General features: G+C 64.9%; 14 protein-coding genes and 1 pseudogene. 8 read left to right on the top strand and 7 right to left on the bottom strand.

Annotation, left to right across the window (positions count from 1 at the left end; all coding sequences use genetic code 11):
* Positions 1-42: 42 nt before the first annotated feature.
* Positions 43-2,178, bottom strand: a pseudogene (locus ACQKQA_RS01090) (bifunctional aconitate hydratase 2/2-methylisocitrate dehydratase); the annotation flags it as partial.
* A gap of 407 nt (positions 2,179-2,585) precedes the next feature.
* Between ACQKQA_RS01090 and ACQKQA_RS01085 the strand changes: the two are divergent.
* Positions 2,586-3,056: a DUF1289 domain-containing protein gene (locus ACQKQA_RS01085; protein ID WP_427552528.1), complete on the top strand. Its 471-nt coding sequence runs from the start codon at positions 2,586-2,588 to the stop codon at positions 3,054-3,056.
* An 87-nt stretch (positions 3,057-3,143) separates the two neighbouring features.
* On the opposite strand, the gene ACQKQA_RS01080 is transcribed toward ACQKQA_RS01085, so the two are convergent.
* A complete protein-coding gene (locus ACQKQA_RS01080; RefSeq protein WP_427552525.1) occupies positions 3,144-4,007 on the bottom strand; it encodes a universal stress protein in 864 nt (287 codons plus the stop codon).
* A 228-nt stretch (positions 4,008-4,235) separates the two neighbouring features.
* Here ACQKQA_RS01080 and ACQKQA_RS01075 point away from each other — a divergent pair, with 228 nt between their 5' ends.
* The 3 genes from ACQKQA_RS01075 to ACQKQA_RS01065 all read left to right on the top strand — a co-directional run bounded on the left by ACQKQA_RS01075 (position 4,236) and on the right by ACQKQA_RS01065 (position 7,015).
* The gene (locus tag ACQKQA_RS01075) at positions 4,236-4,841 is read left to right on the top strand and encodes a tRNA-(ms[2]io[6]A)-hydroxylase (protein WP_427552523.1); all 606 of its coding nucleotides are present in this window, start codon (positions 4,236-4,238) and stop codon (positions 4,839-4,841) included.
* Positions 4,842-5,020: 179 nt separating this feature from the next.
* Positions 5,021-5,728 carry a winged helix-turn-helix domain-containing protein gene (locus tag ACQKQA_RS01070; RefSeq protein ID WP_427552521.1) on the top strand — a complete coding sequence of 236 codons (708 nt, stop codon included), beginning with the start codon at positions 5,021-5,023 and terminating at the stop codon, positions 5,726-5,728.
* Complete coding sequence (locus tag ACQKQA_RS01065; RefSeq protein WP_427552520.1) at positions 5,729-7,015, top strand: ATP-binding protein; 1,287 nt, start codon at positions 5,729-5,731, stop codon at positions 7,013-7,015.
* A gap of 88 nt (positions 7,016-7,103) precedes the next feature.
* Here ACQKQA_RS01065 and ACQKQA_RS01060 read toward each other — a convergent pair whose 3' ends face one another.
* From ACQKQA_RS01060 to ACQKQA_RS01050, 3 genes are all read right to left on the bottom strand, one after another.
* Complete coding sequence (locus ACQKQA_RS01060; protein WP_427552518.1) at positions 7,104-7,898, bottom strand: MipA/OmpV family protein; 795 nt, start codon at positions 7,896-7,898, stop codon at positions 7,104-7,106.
* A 5-nt stretch (positions 7,899-7,903) separates the two neighbouring features.
* A complete protein-coding gene (locus ACQKQA_RS01055; protein WP_427552516.1) occupies positions 7,904-8,143 on the bottom strand; it encodes a hypothetical protein in 240 nt (79 codons plus the stop codon).
* Positions 8,144-8,248: 105 nt separating this feature from the next.
* On the bottom strand, positions 8,249-8,737 hold the full coding sequence (locus ACQKQA_RS01050; RefSeq protein WP_427552514.1) for a GFA family protein: 489 nt from the start codon (positions 8,735-8,737) through the stop codon (positions 8,249-8,251).
* 135 nt (positions 8,738-8,872) lie between these two features.
* On the opposite strand from ACQKQA_RS01050, the gene ACQKQA_RS01045 reads away from it, so the two are divergent.
* Positions 8,873-9,163 (top strand): double zinc ribbon domain-containing protein, encoded by a 291-nt coding sequence (locus tag ACQKQA_RS01045; RefSeq protein ID WP_427552512.1) that lies wholly within the window; start codon positions 8,873-8,875, stop codon positions 9,161-9,163.
* 7 nt (positions 9,164-9,170) lie between these two features.
* On the opposite strand, the gene ACQKQA_RS01040 is transcribed toward ACQKQA_RS01045, so the two are convergent.
* A complete protein-coding gene (locus ACQKQA_RS01040) occupies positions 9,171-9,737 on the bottom strand; it encodes an N-acetyltransferase family protein (protein WP_427552511.1) in 567 nt (188 codons plus the stop codon).
* A gap of 134 nt (positions 9,738-9,871) precedes the next feature.
* Positions 9,872-10,777 carry a LysR family transcriptional regulator gene (locus tag ACQKQA_RS01035; RefSeq protein WP_427552509.1) on the bottom strand — a complete coding sequence of 302 codons (906 nt, stop codon included), beginning with the start codon at positions 10,775-10,777 and terminating at the stop codon, positions 9,872-9,874.
* A gap of 139 nt (positions 10,778-10,916) precedes the next feature.
* Here ACQKQA_RS01035 and ACQKQA_RS01030 point away from each other — a divergent pair, with 139 nt between their 5' ends.
* The 3 genes from ACQKQA_RS01030 to ACQKQA_RS01020 are packed head-to-tail and all read left to right on the top strand — an operon-like array spanning position 10,917 to position 14,301.
* The gene (locus ACQKQA_RS01030) at positions 10,917-11,756 is read left to right on the top strand and encodes an FAS1-like dehydratase domain-containing protein (RefSeq protein ID WP_427552507.1); all 840 of its coding nucleotides are present in this window, start codon (positions 10,917-10,919) and stop codon (positions 11,754-11,756) included.
* A gap of 21 nt (positions 11,757-11,777) precedes the next feature.
* Complete coding sequence (locus ACQKQA_RS01025; protein ID WP_427552505.1) at positions 11,778-12,941, top strand: acyl-CoA dehydrogenase family protein; 1,164 nt, start codon at positions 11,778-11,780, stop codon at positions 12,939-12,941.
* A 10-nt stretch (positions 12,942-12,951) separates the two neighbouring features.
* On the top strand, positions 12,952-14,301 hold the full coding sequence (locus ACQKQA_RS01020; protein WP_427552503.1) for an MmgE/PrpD family protein: 1,350 nt from the start codon (positions 12,952-12,954) through the stop codon (positions 14,299-14,301).
* The last annotated feature ends 2 nt before the right edge of the window (positions 14,302-14,303 follow it).

The raw sequence follows: 14,303 nt of genomic DNA, 5'->3' as shown, positions 1-14,303 counted from the left end.
GCTGGGCAAACGGGACGGCGGCAGCCTTAAAATCGTCTATAAGGAACCGATGAACACTTCGTTGATCTTCTCGCCAGCCACGCTGGAGAGCAGACGAGCGTCGTCCGGGTCGTTCGGCGCGCAGAGCACAGGCTCCTTGATGTCGGCCAGGTCGATCTCGATGACTTCGGCGTACTCGGCGTCCTTGTCGGCTTCCATCAGCTCAGGGTTGGCCAGCCAGGCTTCCATCGCCTGGGCACGACGCTCCATGGTGCGAGCATCGCCGTAGCCTTCGCCGATCATCCAGCGCAGCAGGGTGATGTTCGATTGCAGGTACTCGGCGATGGCCTTTTCCGGCAGCTTGATGGTGCAACCGGCGGCGGAACGCTCGGCGGAGGCGTCGGACAGTTCGAACGCTTGTTCAACGGTCAGCTCGTCCAGGCCTTCGATTTCCAGGATGCGGCCGGAGAAGGCGTTTTTCTTGCCTTTCTTCTCGACGGTCAGCAGGCCTTTCTGGATCGCGTAGTAAGGGATGGCATGAACCAGGTCACGCAGGGTGATGCCAGGTTGCAGCTTGCCCTTGAAGCGGACCAGGATCGATTCCGGCATGTCCAGCGGCATGACGCCAGTGGCGGCGGCGAAGGCCACCAGGCCGGAACCGGCCGGGAACGAGATGCCCATCGGGAAACGGGTGTGGGAGTCGCCACCGGTGCCCACGGTGTCTGGCAGCAGCATGCGGTTCAGCCACGAGTGGATGATGCCGTCGCCCGGACGCAGCGAAACGCCGCCACGGGTCATGATGAAGTCAGGCAGGGTGTGGTGGGTGGTGACGTCGATCGGCTTCGGATAAGCCGCGGTGTGGCAGAACGACTGCATCACCAGGTCAGCGGAGAAGCCCAGGCACGCCAGGTCTTTCAGCTCGTCACGGGTCATCGGGCCAGTGGTGTCCTGGGAGCCGACGGTGGTCATCTTCGGTTCGCAGTAGGTGCCAGGGCGCACGCCTTTGCCTTTGGCCAGGCCGCAGGCCTTGCCGACCATCTTCTGTGCCAGGGTGTAGCCCTTGCCGGTGTCGACAGGCGCTTCAGGCAGCTTGAACAGGTCGGTTGGGCCCAGGCCCAGCTCGGCACGGGCTTTCTCGGTCAGGCCACGGCCGACGATCAGCGGGATACGGCCGCCAGCGCGGACTTCGTCGAGCAGCACCGGAGTCTTCAGTTCGAAGGTGGTGATGACGTCGTCGCTGCCGTGCTTGCAGACTTTGCCAGCGTGCGGGTAAACGTCGATCACGTCGCCCATGTTCAGGTTCGAGACGTCGAACTCGATCGGCAGGGCGCCGGCGTCTTCCATGGTGTTGTAGAAGATCGGGGCGATTTTCGAGCCGAAGCAGAAGCCGCCGGCGCGCTTGTTCGGCACGTAAGGGATGTCGTCGCCGAAGAACCACAGCACCGAGTTGGTCGCGGACTTACGGGAAGAACCGGTACCGACCACGTCACCGACGTAGGCCACCGGGAAACCCTTGGCCTTGACTTCTTCGATCTGCTTGAGCGGGCCGATGGCGCCTTGTTGCTCAGGGACGATGCCGTCGCGGGCCATTTTCAGCATGGCCAGGGCGTGCAGCGGGATGTCAGGGCGCGACCAGGCGTCCGGGGCAGGGGACAGGTCGTCGGTGTTGGTTTCGCCAGGGACCTTGAACACGGTCAGGCTGTACTTGTCGGCGATGGCTGGCTTGTTGGTGAACCACTCGCCGGCGGCCCAGGATTCCAGCACGCCCTTGGCGTGGACATTGCCCGCCTTGGCTTTTTCCGCAACGTCATGGAAGGCATCGAACATCAGCAGGGTGTGCTTGAGCTGTTCGGCGGCGACTGCGGCCAGCTCGGTGCTGTCCAGCAGCTCGACCATGGTGGCGATGTTGTAGCCGCCCTGCATGGTGCCCAGCAGTTCGACGGCGCGTTTCTTGTCGATCAGTGGGGAAGTGGCTTCGCCCTTGGCGATGGCGGAGAGGAAACCGGCCTTGACGTAGGCGGCTTCGTCGACTCCTGGTGGAACGCGGTTGGTGATCAGGTCAACGAGGAAGGCTTCTTCGCCAGCGGGGGGATTCTTCAGCAGCTCGACCAGGCCTGCAGTTTGTTCGGCGTTTAGCGGCTGGGGAACGATACCCAGTGCTGCACGCTCTTCGATATGTTTGCGGTAGGCTTCAAGCACAGTATTACCCTCATCAGTGGTCCCAAATGGGTGTCCGGGACGCTCATCCCGAAATTGTCGTACTCATGCGCCGCGTGACGTTGTGGGTCGCTTGGCCAGAATTACCGACAATTCCTTACAGAAGCTGCTTTCAAAGTTTTACGCCTGCAGAACGGGAGCTGATGAGGGTTGGCGCTGGGCTTTCCCCGCTGGAAAGACCCATCGCCAACACCGCTCTGAAGGAACGACTGTGCTCGTGACGCTTTGAAAACAGCTTCTTGACGGACATTGGCGCCTAAAAAGGCTGGCTGATTCTACGGCAAAAAAAAATTAAAGGTAAGTTCGACCCTGAAGTTTGAGGGGTGATGAATCTTAGACAAAGGGCTAACATGCCGGCCTGTTTCGCTTTTGCCATGTATTGCCTATTTATGCCCAATCAGACGATCAAGACCCCCTGCGTCGGCCTCTGCTCCACTGTCTACGGTGACCTGGTGTGCCGTGGCTGCAAGCGCTTCCATCACGAAGTGGTCCACTGGAACGGCTACAACGAGGAAGAAAAGCAGGCGGTGTGGCTGCGTCTGGAGCAACTGCTGGTGCAGGTGATGGCCGCCAAGCTGGAAGTCTTCGATCCAGGGCGCCTGCGCGAGCAGCTGGAGCAGCGCAAGATCCGCTTCGTGCCGCACCAGTCGGAATATTGCTGGGCCTATCAGTTGATCGCCCGGGGCGCGCGGGTCATCAACCAGCTGGAAGCCTATGGGATGGTGTTGCTGCCGGAGTTCCGCGACTGGGAGCTGCCGGAGTTGCGCGATGCCATCGATCGGGAGTTTTTCCTCCTGTCGGAGGCTCACTACCAGCGCTATATCGCACCGGGGTTTCTCAAGGATGCCATGGGCGGCTGAGCCTTAAGAGCATCGCGGGCAAGCCTCGCTCCTACAGACAGCGAGGATTGCCCGCGATGGCGTCCTGTCTATCAACTCATCATTCGATCAATGCTTGGCCGCCACCTCTTCCAGGTGGTCCATGATCTCCTGCGGCTTGAGCACCAGCACGTCGCTTTCCAGGGCATCGAGCACCACTTCCGCGGTATTGCCGATCAGCGCGCCGGAGATCCCGGTGCGCGCCACGGTGCCGATGATGGTCAGCGCCGCTTCCAGTTCATGGGCGGTGTGGGGGATCAGCACGTCCGCCGGGCCTTCTTCTATATGCAGGTGGCTATCGTCGATATCGAACTCGGCCTGGAACGCCTTGCACTGATCGCGGTAGCGTGCCTCGATGGTTTCCTTGAGCTGGAACACCGGGTCGGACGCCGACAGCATCGGCGACGGGTGGGCGCTGATCACATGCAGTTGGGCCTTGGCCAGGCTGGCGATGTCGAAGCCGTGGTCGACGATGGTGGCGTGCAGGGTGCGGTGCTCGCCGTCGCTGTTGCCGACGTCGATGGCCGCCAGGATCACTCCGCCGGTCCAGGGCTTGGCGGTCTTCACCAGCAGCACCGGGCTTGGGCAGTAGCGCAACAGTTTCCAGTCGGCGGGGGTGAGCAGGGCTTTCTTCAGCGGGTTGTCGGCGAAGTGCTGCTTGATCACCAGGCCACAGCCTTCGGCCTGCTGCACGTCGATGATGGTGCCGTGCAGGCTGTCGTTCCAGGCCTGCTCGGTGGTCACGCTGTAGCCTTCGCTCAGCAGGCTGGCCTTGAGCACGCTCAGCAGGGCCGAATGCTCATGCTTCTTGTCGCACACCAGCAGGTGCAGATGGGCCTGGGTCACCCCGGCGATCAGCTTGGCGCGCTTGAGCGCCAGACTTTCGGAATGCTCGGGCTCGATGACCACCAGGATGCTGCGGATGGCTTGCATGGTCGGGATCTCCAGAGAGGGATGAAGGCTGTGTTGCACAACTATAGTTGCTGCGCGTCGGCGCGGATGTTGATGCATATCAAGCGCCGCGGCTGGTGGTCTGCGGCGCGGCCGGTATAATCGGCGCCCTTCGCCGTGAACCCTTTATGCCGTGAGCCCCATGTTATCGATCCCTGTAGTCGCCCGCGTCCTGTCTTGCGCACCCGCCGCCGTAGCGGGAGGGCAGCCATGAACCTGCCGGAAATCCACGACTTCCTCGGCTGCCGCACGCCGGATGCCTGGGTCCGGGCGGCCCTGGCGGATCAGGAAACCCTGCTGATCGACCACAAGAACTGCGAGTTCAAGGCGGCCAGCACGGCCCTGAGCCTGATCGCCAAGTACCACTCCCATATCGACCTGATCAACATGATGTCGCGCCTGGCCCGGGAAGAGCTGGTGCATCACGAACAGGTCATGCGCCTGATGAAGCGGCGCAAGATCGAGCTGCGCCAGCTGTCGGCCGGGCGCTATGCCTCGGGCCTGCGCAAGGTGGTGCGCAGCCACGAGCCGGTGAAGCTGGTGGATACCCTGGTGGTCGGTGCCTTTATCGAGGCCCGCAGTTGCGAGCGTTTCGAGGCGCTGGTGCCGCATCTGGACGAAGAGCTGGGCAAGTTCTACTTCGGCTTGCTGAAAAGCGAGGCCCGGCACTTCCAGGGTTACCTGAAGCTGGCCTATCAGTACGGCGACGCCAAGGACATCGCCCAGGTGATCGAAAAAGTGCGCGCCGCCGAGCGCGAGCTGATCGAGTCGCCGGACGTGGAGTTCCGCTTCCACAGCGGCGTGCCTGCTGCGTAAGGCTATTGAGAGGCTGTCTGTCGAAAACTACAGGCAAATTGTAAAAAACTCTTAAAAGTATGAAACATCGCTGAAAACCGGCCGTTCGAGCCGGTTTTTGCGTTGTGCCCGGCTCTCAGATTTATCCGATGCCGCCTATAATGCGCGCACTCAAATTGTGCGTTCTCAGACTGGTGTGTATGGATAACCCGGGACTTGGCAAAGTATTGCTGGTGGAAGACGACGAGAAGCTCGCCGGGCTGATCGCCCACTTCCTGTCGCAACACGGTTTCGAGGTCCTGGCGGTGCATCGCGGCGATGTGGCGCTGGCGGCCTTTCTCGAATTCAAGCCGAAAATCGTCGTGCTCGACCTGATGCTGCCGGGCCAGAGCGGGCTGCATGTGTGTCGGGAAATCCGCAGTGTGTCGGACACCCCCATCGTCATCCTCACCGCCAAGGAAGACGACCTGGACCATATCCTGGGCCTGGAGTCCGGCGCCGACGATTACGTCATCAAACCGATCAAGCCGCCGGTGTTGCTGGCCCGCCTGCGCGCCCTGCAGCGGCGTCAGTTGCCGGAGCCGGTGGTGCGCGGCGCGCTGGAGTTCGGCACCCTGGCCATCGACCGCAGTTGCCGGGAAGTGCGCCTGGGCGGCGAGCTGATCGAACTGACCACCATGGAATTCGAGCTGCTGTGGCTGCTGGCGAGCTCGGCGGGCAAGATCCTCTCCCGCGACGACATCCTCAACCGGATGCGCGGCATCGCCTTCGACGGCCTCAACCGCAGCGTCGATGTCTATATCAGCAAGCTGCGCGGCAAGCTCCACGACAACCCTCGCGAGCCGGTGTGCATCAAGACCATCTGGGGCAAGGGCTACCTGTTCAATCCGTTCGCCTGGGAGCTGTAGATGCTGCGTCTGTTCCTGGGCTTGTACGTTGTCCTGGCCATGGGGTTTGCCGGGGCGATCACCGCGGTCGATCACATTTTCACGGCCATCCTCAAAGACCCGCTGGAAGACTACAACCGCGATGCGGTGCGCGGGCCGGCCTACAGCCTGGTGGAGCAGCTGCGGCCGCTCGACAGCGCCGAACGCGAGCGGCAGTTGCAGGCGCTGCAACCGCACTATGGCCTGCAGTTGCTCCTGCTGGATGCTGGAGCCTTGGATTTGAGCGACCGTGAGCAGGCGCTGCTCGCCTCCAACCAACTGGTGGTACGGGAAGACTTCACCCAGTTCATCGCCAGCATCGACCAGGGGCCGCAATTGCTGAGCATCAGGCTGCCCGAGGAGCCCTCGCTGACCCGGTTCTATACCATCGCCGCTTATGTCTCGCTCGGTACGATGGTGGGGCTGGTCCTGTTTTTCTGGGTGCGCCCACACTGGCGCGACCTGGAGCGGCTGCGGCTGGCGGCCGAACGTTTCGGCGACAACGACCTGAGCGCGCGCCTGCACCTGTCGCGGCGCTCGAACATTCGCGAGCTGGCCGAACACTTCAACCGCATGGCCAGTCGTATCGAAGGCCTGATCGCCAATCAGCGCGAGCTGACCAACGCGGTGTCCCACGAGCTGCGCACGCCCATCGCCCGGCTGTCGTTCGAGCTCGATCAGCTGCGCCAGCAACCCGATCCGAAACAGAACCGCGAGCTGATCGCCGACATGTACGCCGACCTGGGCGAGCTGGAGGAGATGGTGTCCGAGCTGCTGACCTATGCCAGCCTGGAGCGCGGCGCCACGGTGATCCACCGCGAGGACATCCAGGCCCGCAACTGGCTGGACAGCGTGGTCGGCAGTGTGGCCCTGGAGGCGGATGCGGCGGGGGTGCAGATCGCGATCCAGGCCTGCGAGGTCGAGCACATCAGCATCGAGCCGCGGTTCATGGCGCGGGCGCTGATCAACCTGCTGCGCAATGCCATTCGATACGCCGAGCGGCGTGTCGAGGTGTCCCTGAGGCAGGTCGGGCAGGGTTATGAAGTCCAGGTCAACGACGATGGCCCGGGGGTGCCAGTGGAGGGGCGCAAGAAGATCTTCGAACCGTTCTCGCGCCTGGATGCCAGCCGCGACCGCCGCACCGGCGGTTTCGGCCTTGGCCTGGCGCTGGTGCGGCGGGTGTCGCAGTCCCATGGTGGGCAGGTCGAAGTGACGGATTCGCAGTGGGGCGGGGCGTCGTTCCGCATGACCTGGGCCCGTCCCGAATAACGCGGTGTCGCGGCCGTTTTTCGCGGGCAAGCCTCGCTCCTGCAAGAGCGAGGCTTGCCCGCGATGACGTCGGAGCGGCCGCTACCGTTTAGAAGCTGTATTCGAGGGTCGCCGCCAGCGATGTCTGCAGGCGCTTGTCGACGATCGGGCTGTCACCGGCTTCCTTGCCGAGGTAATCCACGGCCAGCACGGTGGAGAGGCTGGTGTTGGCATTGAGCGGCAGGCTCCAGGTGAGGTCGCCGCCCTGGCTGAGCATGCCGCCCTTGGCGTGGTAGGCGCTGAAGCGGCTGTTGGCCGCCTGGTGGCGGCTGACGCCATACCAGGTCTGCATATAGTCGCCGTCGCCGAAGCGGCTGTTGAGGCTGCCGTCCAGGCTGCCGTAGTCGCCCTTGTAGAGTGTGGTGGCGATGTTCAATTCCAGGCGGTTGTAGGCCGAGCCGGTGTCCGGGTCGTCGTTCTTCTTGAATGCGTGCTCCACCGTCGCGCCAATCACCACCGCGCCCAGGGTGTAGCTGAGGTTGGCGCCCACCTGGGCCCGGGACTTGATCGAGCCCATGCCGTTGAGGCGGTCGGAGCCCTTGTAGCCGGTCTTGCGGTCCTTGCGGGTTTCGCTGGGGCCGACCCAGGTGCTGAACGCCAGGTTGCCCCATTCGCCCTGCCAGCCCAGGCCCTGTTCCGTGTTGAGAAAGGCCCCGTAGGGACTGCTGATCGCGCCGCCCAGCACAGGCGCCAGGGTGCGTTCGTCGCTGCCGCTGTAGCGCGGGATGCTGGCGGCGCCGAGTTGCAGGCTGTAGTGCCAGTCTTCGGCCTGGGCGCCGGGTGCCAGCAGGCACAGTGAGCTCAGGGACAGGTACCAGGTTCTGGGTTTGCTCAGAGGGTTCATGGGTATCAGAAACTCAGCAGGGTATGGGAAGGGTCGCCACTTCTCGCATAGGAACTGCCAAGGCCGTCGCGAGGGCGGCTCGCGGCCTTGCGCACCGGAGCGGTGGCGGGGAGGGGGGCGATCGCTTCGGCCTTGGCCCGCAGGGCAGTTTCAGGGGGCGGCACGATGGCGGCTGGCGGCGTGCCCTGGCAGCTGAAACTGCCGAGCAGCATGCCCAGGAGAAGACTGCAGAACCTGCCCGACATGAGGCCCCCGTGGAGAAATGGAAGCGCTCATGCTAGGGCGGGCGGCACGGGCAATCTTTGGCAGCTTTGTCGGAAAACTGTCAAAGACTGTGAATGGCCCCGCGCTCAGCGTTGCAGGTCGAGGCGTTCATGCCATTGAGCGATTGACTCCTCGGGGTAGTGGGCGAATTGCAGGTCGTGGGGATGCCAGTCGATCTCGACCCAGGAGGCCCGGGAGTCGAGCATCAGGTGGGTGTGTTCCGGGGGGATCGGCAAGGGCGTGTCGATGGCCGAGGCGAAGGGATGGATCAACTCCGGCCACTCGGGGCTGAACAGCCACAATCCGGAGCCGCAGAGGCTGCAGAAGTGCCGTTCGGCGCTGCTGCGCCGGGCGCGTTTGGCCCCGTCGGCCTTGATCCGCGCGTGGTAGACGGTGATGTGCTGGCGCCCACGGACCTTCAGGCTGGCGGCGTCGCCCCCGAGGTTGATCGCATAACCGCCACCGCCCTGGGTCTTGCGACAGATCGAGCAGTAGCAGCGTTGGTAAGGGTAGGGATGGGCGCTGGTCAGGCTGAAGTGGACGGCGCCGCAGTGGCAGGAACCTTCGAGTTGCATGATGACCTCCGACGCTTCGTGGGCGATGAACCAAAGCCTAGTCGTTGTTCGCCATGAACCGGTGTCAGCGCTGGGTTGACTCTGTAGCTACTTCAGGCTTTTTACTGGCGATCATCTCAACCAGGAGTGATCGACATGAGCTTTTTCGAACGTCTGTTGGGCGGTCATCATGGTCGCGGGCATGGCGGTTATCAGGGCGGGCGCCACGGGAACGGGCATGGCGGCGGGCACGGGCAGCGTTCCGGTGGCGGCGCGCCACCCGCGGCCGGCCAGCCTTGCCCGGACTGCGGGGTGAACAATGCGCCCAAGGCGCGGTTCTGCCAGCAGTGCGGGACTTCGTTGCAGCCCGCCGCGTGCGGCCAGTGCGGCAGTGCGCTGGCCGCCGGTGCGCGGTTCTGCGGGCAATGCGGCGGCGCGGCGCGCTGAGGCCGGTCTACAGCGCCAGGCTGTAGCGGACCTGGGTCGCGTCGTCCGGGTCGATGGTCCGGGCGAAGCCAAGGGTCACGGCCAGTTCGCGCATGCGGTGGTTGGCCGGGCAATCCAGGGAGTACATCTGCTTGAACCCCAGGTCCCGGGCCCGGGCGATCAGGTGCTGCATAAGCAGGGCGCCCAGGCCCTTGGGCTGCCAGTCGTCGGCCACGGTGACGGCGAATTCGCAGGTGTGGGGATCCGTGTCGATCATGGCGTAGCGGCTGATGCCGATTTCCCGCAGCGCCCCATTGTCATGCACCAGGGCCACATAGGCCACGCGCCGGGTGCCATCGACGTCCATCAACTGGGCGAGCAGGGCGTCGCCCACTTCCTTCACTTCCCCGAGAAACCGATGGTGCCGGGTGAGTGGCGAAAGGTCCTCGATAAAGGCCCTTTCCCGCTCGCGGTCCTCGGCCCGCAACGGCCGGATCAGTACCGGGCTGCCGTCGTTGAGGGTGTCGATCCAGTGTTCGCCTTTCTGCTGGGCGAAGGCGGCCAGGTCGGGCATGTGGATGGCGGTGCTGGTCATGGGTGACTCTCCGTAGAGGGGCAGAAGATTGCCTGAACATCTACACCTGTCTGGCGCCCGGCGTTTGATTCAGGTCAACGGCTGTCGGTGTCGGAGCGGGTTTGGCGCCAGACGGCTGGCTGGCATCGGGGCGATCAGCGCAGGGAAGGCGGGGCGGGCTCGGGCATCAGGGTCGCGATCAGCGCCCGCACGGTGCCGGGCAGGGCCTCCAGTTCGCGGACGATGATGCTGCGTTCGCGCACGGCCCAGGCCTCGTCGAGTTTCACCGTCACCAGTTGCATGGTGCGGCTGTGACGGATGGCGGCCGACTCGGGAATGATGCCAATGCCCACGCCGGCCTCGACCATGCGGCAAATCGCTTCGAAGCTCGACACCTGGATCCGCAGCGACAGTTGCTTGCCGGTGCGCTCCACGTGCTCGCGCAGAAAGCTCAGCAGGGTACTGCCTTCGTGCAGGCCGATGTGCTGGTAGGCCAGGGTCTGTTCGAGGGTGACCGCCTGTTGGGTCGCCAGCGGGTGGCCGACCGGCAGGATCAGCACCAGGTGGTCGGTGCTGAAATGCAGGACCTGCAGGCCGCTGGCTTCCACCGGGCCGGCGATGATGCCCAGGTCGGCGGTGCCGTCGAGCACGCCGCGCACGATGTCCCGGGACAGGCGCTCCTGCAGGTCCACCGTGACCCCCGGGCGTTGCGACAGGAAGCCGGCGAGTATCTCCGGAAGGAATTCGGTCACCGCCGTGGTGTTGGCGAAGATCCGCATATGCCCGGTGGAATCGCCGCCGTACTGGGTGAACTCGCTTTTCAGGTAATCCACCTGGCGCATGATCAGCCGCGCATGCTGCAACAGGCGCTCGCCCGCCGGGGTGACTTCGACGCCGCGGCTGTCGCGGTACAGCAGGCGGGTCTCGAGCTGGCTTTCCAGGGCCTTGATCCGTGCGCTGGCCGCCGCCGGCGAGAGGAAGGCGCGCCGGGCGCCCTGGGTCAGGCTCGGCGATTCGGCGATATGGATGAACAGGCGCAGGTCGGCCAGATCGAAATGCATGGGCGGACTCCTGGGGTGAAGCGGCGTTGGATGAGGCGGCGTTCAGCATAACCGAACGCCGGTTTATTGAAATGCAAATTCTCGGAACGCGCGGCGGCTTGCATGATCGGGTCCATCACCACCGCAAGGACCCGACCCGATGAGCGTGACCGACCCCAGCGCCTGGACAGGCCGCAGCCTGCAAGCCCACGACCAGCTCAGCCGTAACCTGCTCAAGCGTATCGCCGCGACCTTTGGCGAACCCGCGCCGGCCCATGGCGAGCCCTTGCCGCCGCTGTGGCACTGGTGCTTTTTCCAGGAGCCCCTGGCCGAAAGCGCGCTGGGCGAAGACGGCCACCCGGCCCGGGGCGGCTTCCTGCCGCCGGCGGCCAACCGCAACCGCATGTGGGCCGGTGGCCGGGTGGAGTTCTTCGAGCCGTTGCGCGCCGGTTTCGAGGCGGACTGCGTGTCGACTGTCAGCCAGGTCGAGGAGAAGGCCGGGCGCACCGGCGCGCTGCTGTTCGTCACGGTGCGCCATGAGTATTCCCAGGACGGCCGCCTGGCGATTCGCGAGGAACAGGACATCGTCTACCGCGAGCCGACCCCGCCCAAGTCGAGCAGTGGCGAGGCGTTGCCCCGGGGCGACTGGCGCGAAACCGTCGAGCCCAGCGCGACCCTGCTGTTCCGTTATAGCGCCGTGACCTTCAACGGCCATCGCATCCATTACGACTTCCCCTATGTCACCCGGAACGAAGGTTACTCGGGGCTGGTGGTGCACGGCCCGCTGATCGCCACCCTCAGCCTGCGAGCGTTCTGCCGCGCCCATCCGCAGGCCCGGTTGCGGCGGTTTGCCTATCGCGGCGTGCGGCCCTTGATCGCGCCGCAACCGTTCGAGGTCGGTGGGCGCATCGTCCGCCCGGGCGTGGCCCAGCTCTGGGCCGGCAACGCCCAGGGCCTGGCCCAGCAGGGCGAAGCGCTGTTCGACCCCATCCCCCAATAATCACAGGCGGAGCGCCGTTCGATGAACCCCAACCACAATGAAGAATTGAATGCCATCCGTGAGGGCGTGCGTGCCCTGTGCGCCGAGTTCGATGCCACCTACTGGCGCCGGATCGACGAAGAAAAAGGCTTTCCGGAACGTTTCGTCAAAGCCCTGACCGACGCCGGCTGGCTGGCGGCGATGATCCCGACCGAATACGGCGGCTCCGGCCTGGGCCTGGCCGAAGCCTCGGTGATCCTTGAAGAGGTGAACCGCTGCGGCGGCAACTCCGGCACCGTGCACGGGCAGATGTACAACATGTTCACCCTGCTGCGGCACGGCAGCGAGACGCAGAAGCGCTTCTACCTGCCGAAACTCGCCAGCGGCGAACTGCGCCTGCAATCGATGGGCGTGACCGAGCCCACCACCGGCACCGACACCACCAAGATCAAGACCACCGCGATCAAGCATGGCGACAAGTACCTGATCAACGGGCAGAAGGTGTGGATCTCGCGTATCCAGCATTCCGACCTGATGATCCTGCTGGCGCGCACCACGCCGCTGGCCGAGGTGCAGAAGAAGTCCGAAGGCATGTCGATCTTCCTGGTGGACCTGCGCGAGGCGATCGGCAACGGCCTGACCGTGCAGCCGATCGCCAACATGGTCAACCACGAGACCAACGAGCTGTTCTTCGACAACCTGGAAATCCCCGCCGCCAGCCTGATCGGCGAGGAGGGCAAGGGTTTCAAGTACATCCTCGACGGCCTCAACGCCGAGCGCACCCTGATCGCCGCCGAGTGCATCGGCGACGGCCGCTGGTTTATCGACAAGGCCAGCCAGTACGCCCGCGACCGCGTGGTGTTCGGCCGGCCCATCGGGCAGAACCAGGGCGTGCAGTTCCCCATCGCCGAAGCCCATGTCGAGATCGAGGCCGCCGACCTGATGCGCTGGCGCGCCTGTGAGGAATACGACAGCGGCGCCAATGCCGGGGCCAGCGCCAACATGGCCAAGTACCTGGCGGCCAAGGCCTCGTGGGAAGCGGCCAACGCCTGCCTGCAGACCCACGGCGGGTTCGGGTTCGCCTGCGAATACGACGTCGAGCGCAAATTCCGCGAGACCCGGCTGTACCAGGTGGCGCCGATCTCCACCAACCTGATCCTGTCCTACGTCGCCGAGCACCTGCTCGAACTGCCGCGCAGCTTCTGAGGAACCGAACATGAGCCATACCCAAGCCCTGGCCGGGTTCCTTGCCGGCCTGAGTTACCCGCAGCTGCCCGACAGCGTGCTGGCGCGCACCGAAGAACTGTTCCTCGACTGGCTCGGCTCGGCGCTGGCCAGCCAGGGCGCGCATCCGATCCCGCTGTTCGAGCGTTATGCGCAGCGGATGGGCCCGGCCGACGGCCCGGCGCGAATCCTGGTCAACGGTCGCGGCAGCTCGGCGTATTTCGCCGCGCTGGTGAACGCCGCGTCGTCCCATCTGGTGGAGCAGGACGACCTGCACAACAGCTCGGTGCTGCACCCGGCGACCGTGGTGTTTCCCGCTGCGCTGGCCGCCGCCCAGGACCTGGGCAAATCCGGCCGCGAGCTGCTGCTGGCGGCGGTGGCCGGCTATGAGGCGGGGATTCGCATCGGCGAGTTCATGGGCCGGTCCCATTACCGGATCTTCCATACCACGGCCACCGTCGGCACCCTGGCCGCGGCCGTGGCGGTGGGCAAGCTGATGGACTTCGACCAGGAACAGTTCATCAACCTGCTGGGCACTGCCGGCACCCAGGCCGCCGGGCTCTGGGAGTTCCTGCGCGATGCCGCGGATTCCAAGCAGTTGCACACCGCCAAGGCCGCCGCCGACGGCTTGCTGGCGGCGTACCTGACCCGCGACGGGCTGACCGGCGCGCGCAATATTCTCGAGGGCGAGCAGGGCATGGCCGCGGGCATGTCCTGGGACGCCGAGCCGGGCAAGCTGTCCGATCGCCTCGGCAGCCGTTGGGCGCTGCTGGAAACCTCGTTCAAGTTCCATGCCTCCTGCCGCCATACCCATCCGGCCGCCGATGCCTTGCTGGCGCTGATGCAGCGCGAAGGGCTCGACCACCGGCAGATCGTCAGCGTCGAGACTCATGTGCATCAGGGCGCCATCGATGTGCTGGGGCGGGTGGATGTGCCGCGCACGGTGCACCAGGCCAAGTTCTCCATGGGCACCGTGCTCGGATTGATCGCCGTGCACGGCCGGGCCGGGTTGCCGGAATTCCATGAGCGGGCGCTGAACGATCCCGCGGTGGCGGCGTTTCGCGACAAGGTGTCGATGCGCCTCGACTCCGAGGTGGACCGCGCCTATCCGCAGCGCTGGCTGGGGCGGGTGACGGTCGTCTCCGACGACGGCCGCACCTTGCACGGTGCCATCGACGAGCCCAAGGGCGACCCGGGCAACGGCCTGTCGCGGGCGGAGCTGGCGGACAAGTTCCAGCGCCTGTTGCAGTTTTCCGGCGCGCGCGCACCGCAGCAGGGCGCAGCCCTGATCCGGCAGGTGTGGAACCTGCGCGAGACCGCGCAATTGAATGAATTGCTCTGAGC

The sequence above is a fragment of the Pseudomonas sp. NPDC089530 genome (assembly GCF_050280705.1).
Lineage (GTDB): Bacteria > Pseudomonadota > Gammaproteobacteria > Pseudomonadales > Pseudomonadaceae > Aquipseudomonas.
Note: the sequence above shows the minus strand (reverse complement) of the source record. Positions and strands in the feature narration are given on the sequence as shown.

What these genes read in the sequence shown, in the direction of transcription:
- ACQKQA_RS01085 (WP_427552528.1), top strand. Translation starts at nt 2,586, where the DNA reads ATGCCCAATCAGACGATCAAGACCCCCTGCGTCGGCCTCTGCTCCACT.
- ACQKQA_RS01080 (WP_427552525.1), bottom strand. Translation starts at nt 4,007, where the DNA reads ATGCAAGCCATCCGCAGCATCCTGGTGGTCATCGAGCCCGAGCATTCC.
- ACQKQA_RS01075 (WP_427552523.1), top strand. Translation starts at nt 4,236, where the DNA reads ATGAACCTGCCGGAAATCCACGACTTCCTCGGCTGCCGCACGCCGGAT.
- ACQKQA_RS01070 (WP_427552521.1), top strand. Translation starts at nt 5,021, where the DNA reads ATGGATAACCCGGGACTTGGCAAAGTATTGCTGGTGGAAGACGACGAG.
- ACQKQA_RS01065 (WP_427552520.1), top strand. Translation starts at nt 5,729, where the DNA reads ATGCTGCGTCTGTTCCTGGGCTTGTACGTTGTCCTGGCCATGGGGTTT.
- ACQKQA_RS01060 (WP_427552518.1), bottom strand. Translation starts at nt 7,898, where the DNA reads ATGAACCCTCTGAGCAAACCCAGAACCTGGTACCTGTCCCTGAGCTCA.
- ACQKQA_RS01055 (WP_427552516.1), bottom strand. Translation starts at nt 8,143, where the DNA reads ATGTCGGGCAGGTTCTGCAGTCTTCTCCTGGGCATGCTGCTCGGCAGT.
- ACQKQA_RS01050 (WP_427552514.1), bottom strand. Translation starts at nt 8,737, where the DNA reads ATGCAACTCGAAGGTTCCTGCCACTGCGGCGCCGTCCACTTCAGCCTG.
- ACQKQA_RS01045 (WP_427552512.1), top strand. Translation starts at nt 8,873, where the DNA reads ATGAGCTTTTTCGAACGTCTGTTGGGCGGTCATCATGGTCGCGGGCAT.
- ACQKQA_RS01040 (WP_427552511.1), bottom strand. Translation starts at nt 9,737, where the DNA reads ATGACCAGCACCGCCATCCACATGCCCGACCTGGCCGCCTTCGCCCAG.
- ACQKQA_RS01035 (WP_427552509.1), bottom strand. Translation starts at nt 10,777, where the DNA reads ATGCATTTCGATCTGGCCGACCTGCGCCTGTTCATCCATATCGCCGAA.
- ACQKQA_RS01030 (WP_427552507.1), top strand. Translation starts at nt 10,917, where the DNA reads ATGAGCGTGACCGACCCCAGCGCCTGGACAGGCCGCAGCCTGCAAGCC.
- ACQKQA_RS01025 (WP_427552505.1), top strand. Translation starts at nt 11,778, where the DNA reads ATGAACCCCAACCACAATGAAGAATTGAATGCCATCCGTGAGGGCGTG.
- ACQKQA_RS01020 (WP_427552503.1), top strand. Translation starts at nt 12,952, where the DNA reads ATGAGCCATACCCAAGCCCTGGCCGGGTTCCTTGCCGGCCTGAGTTAC.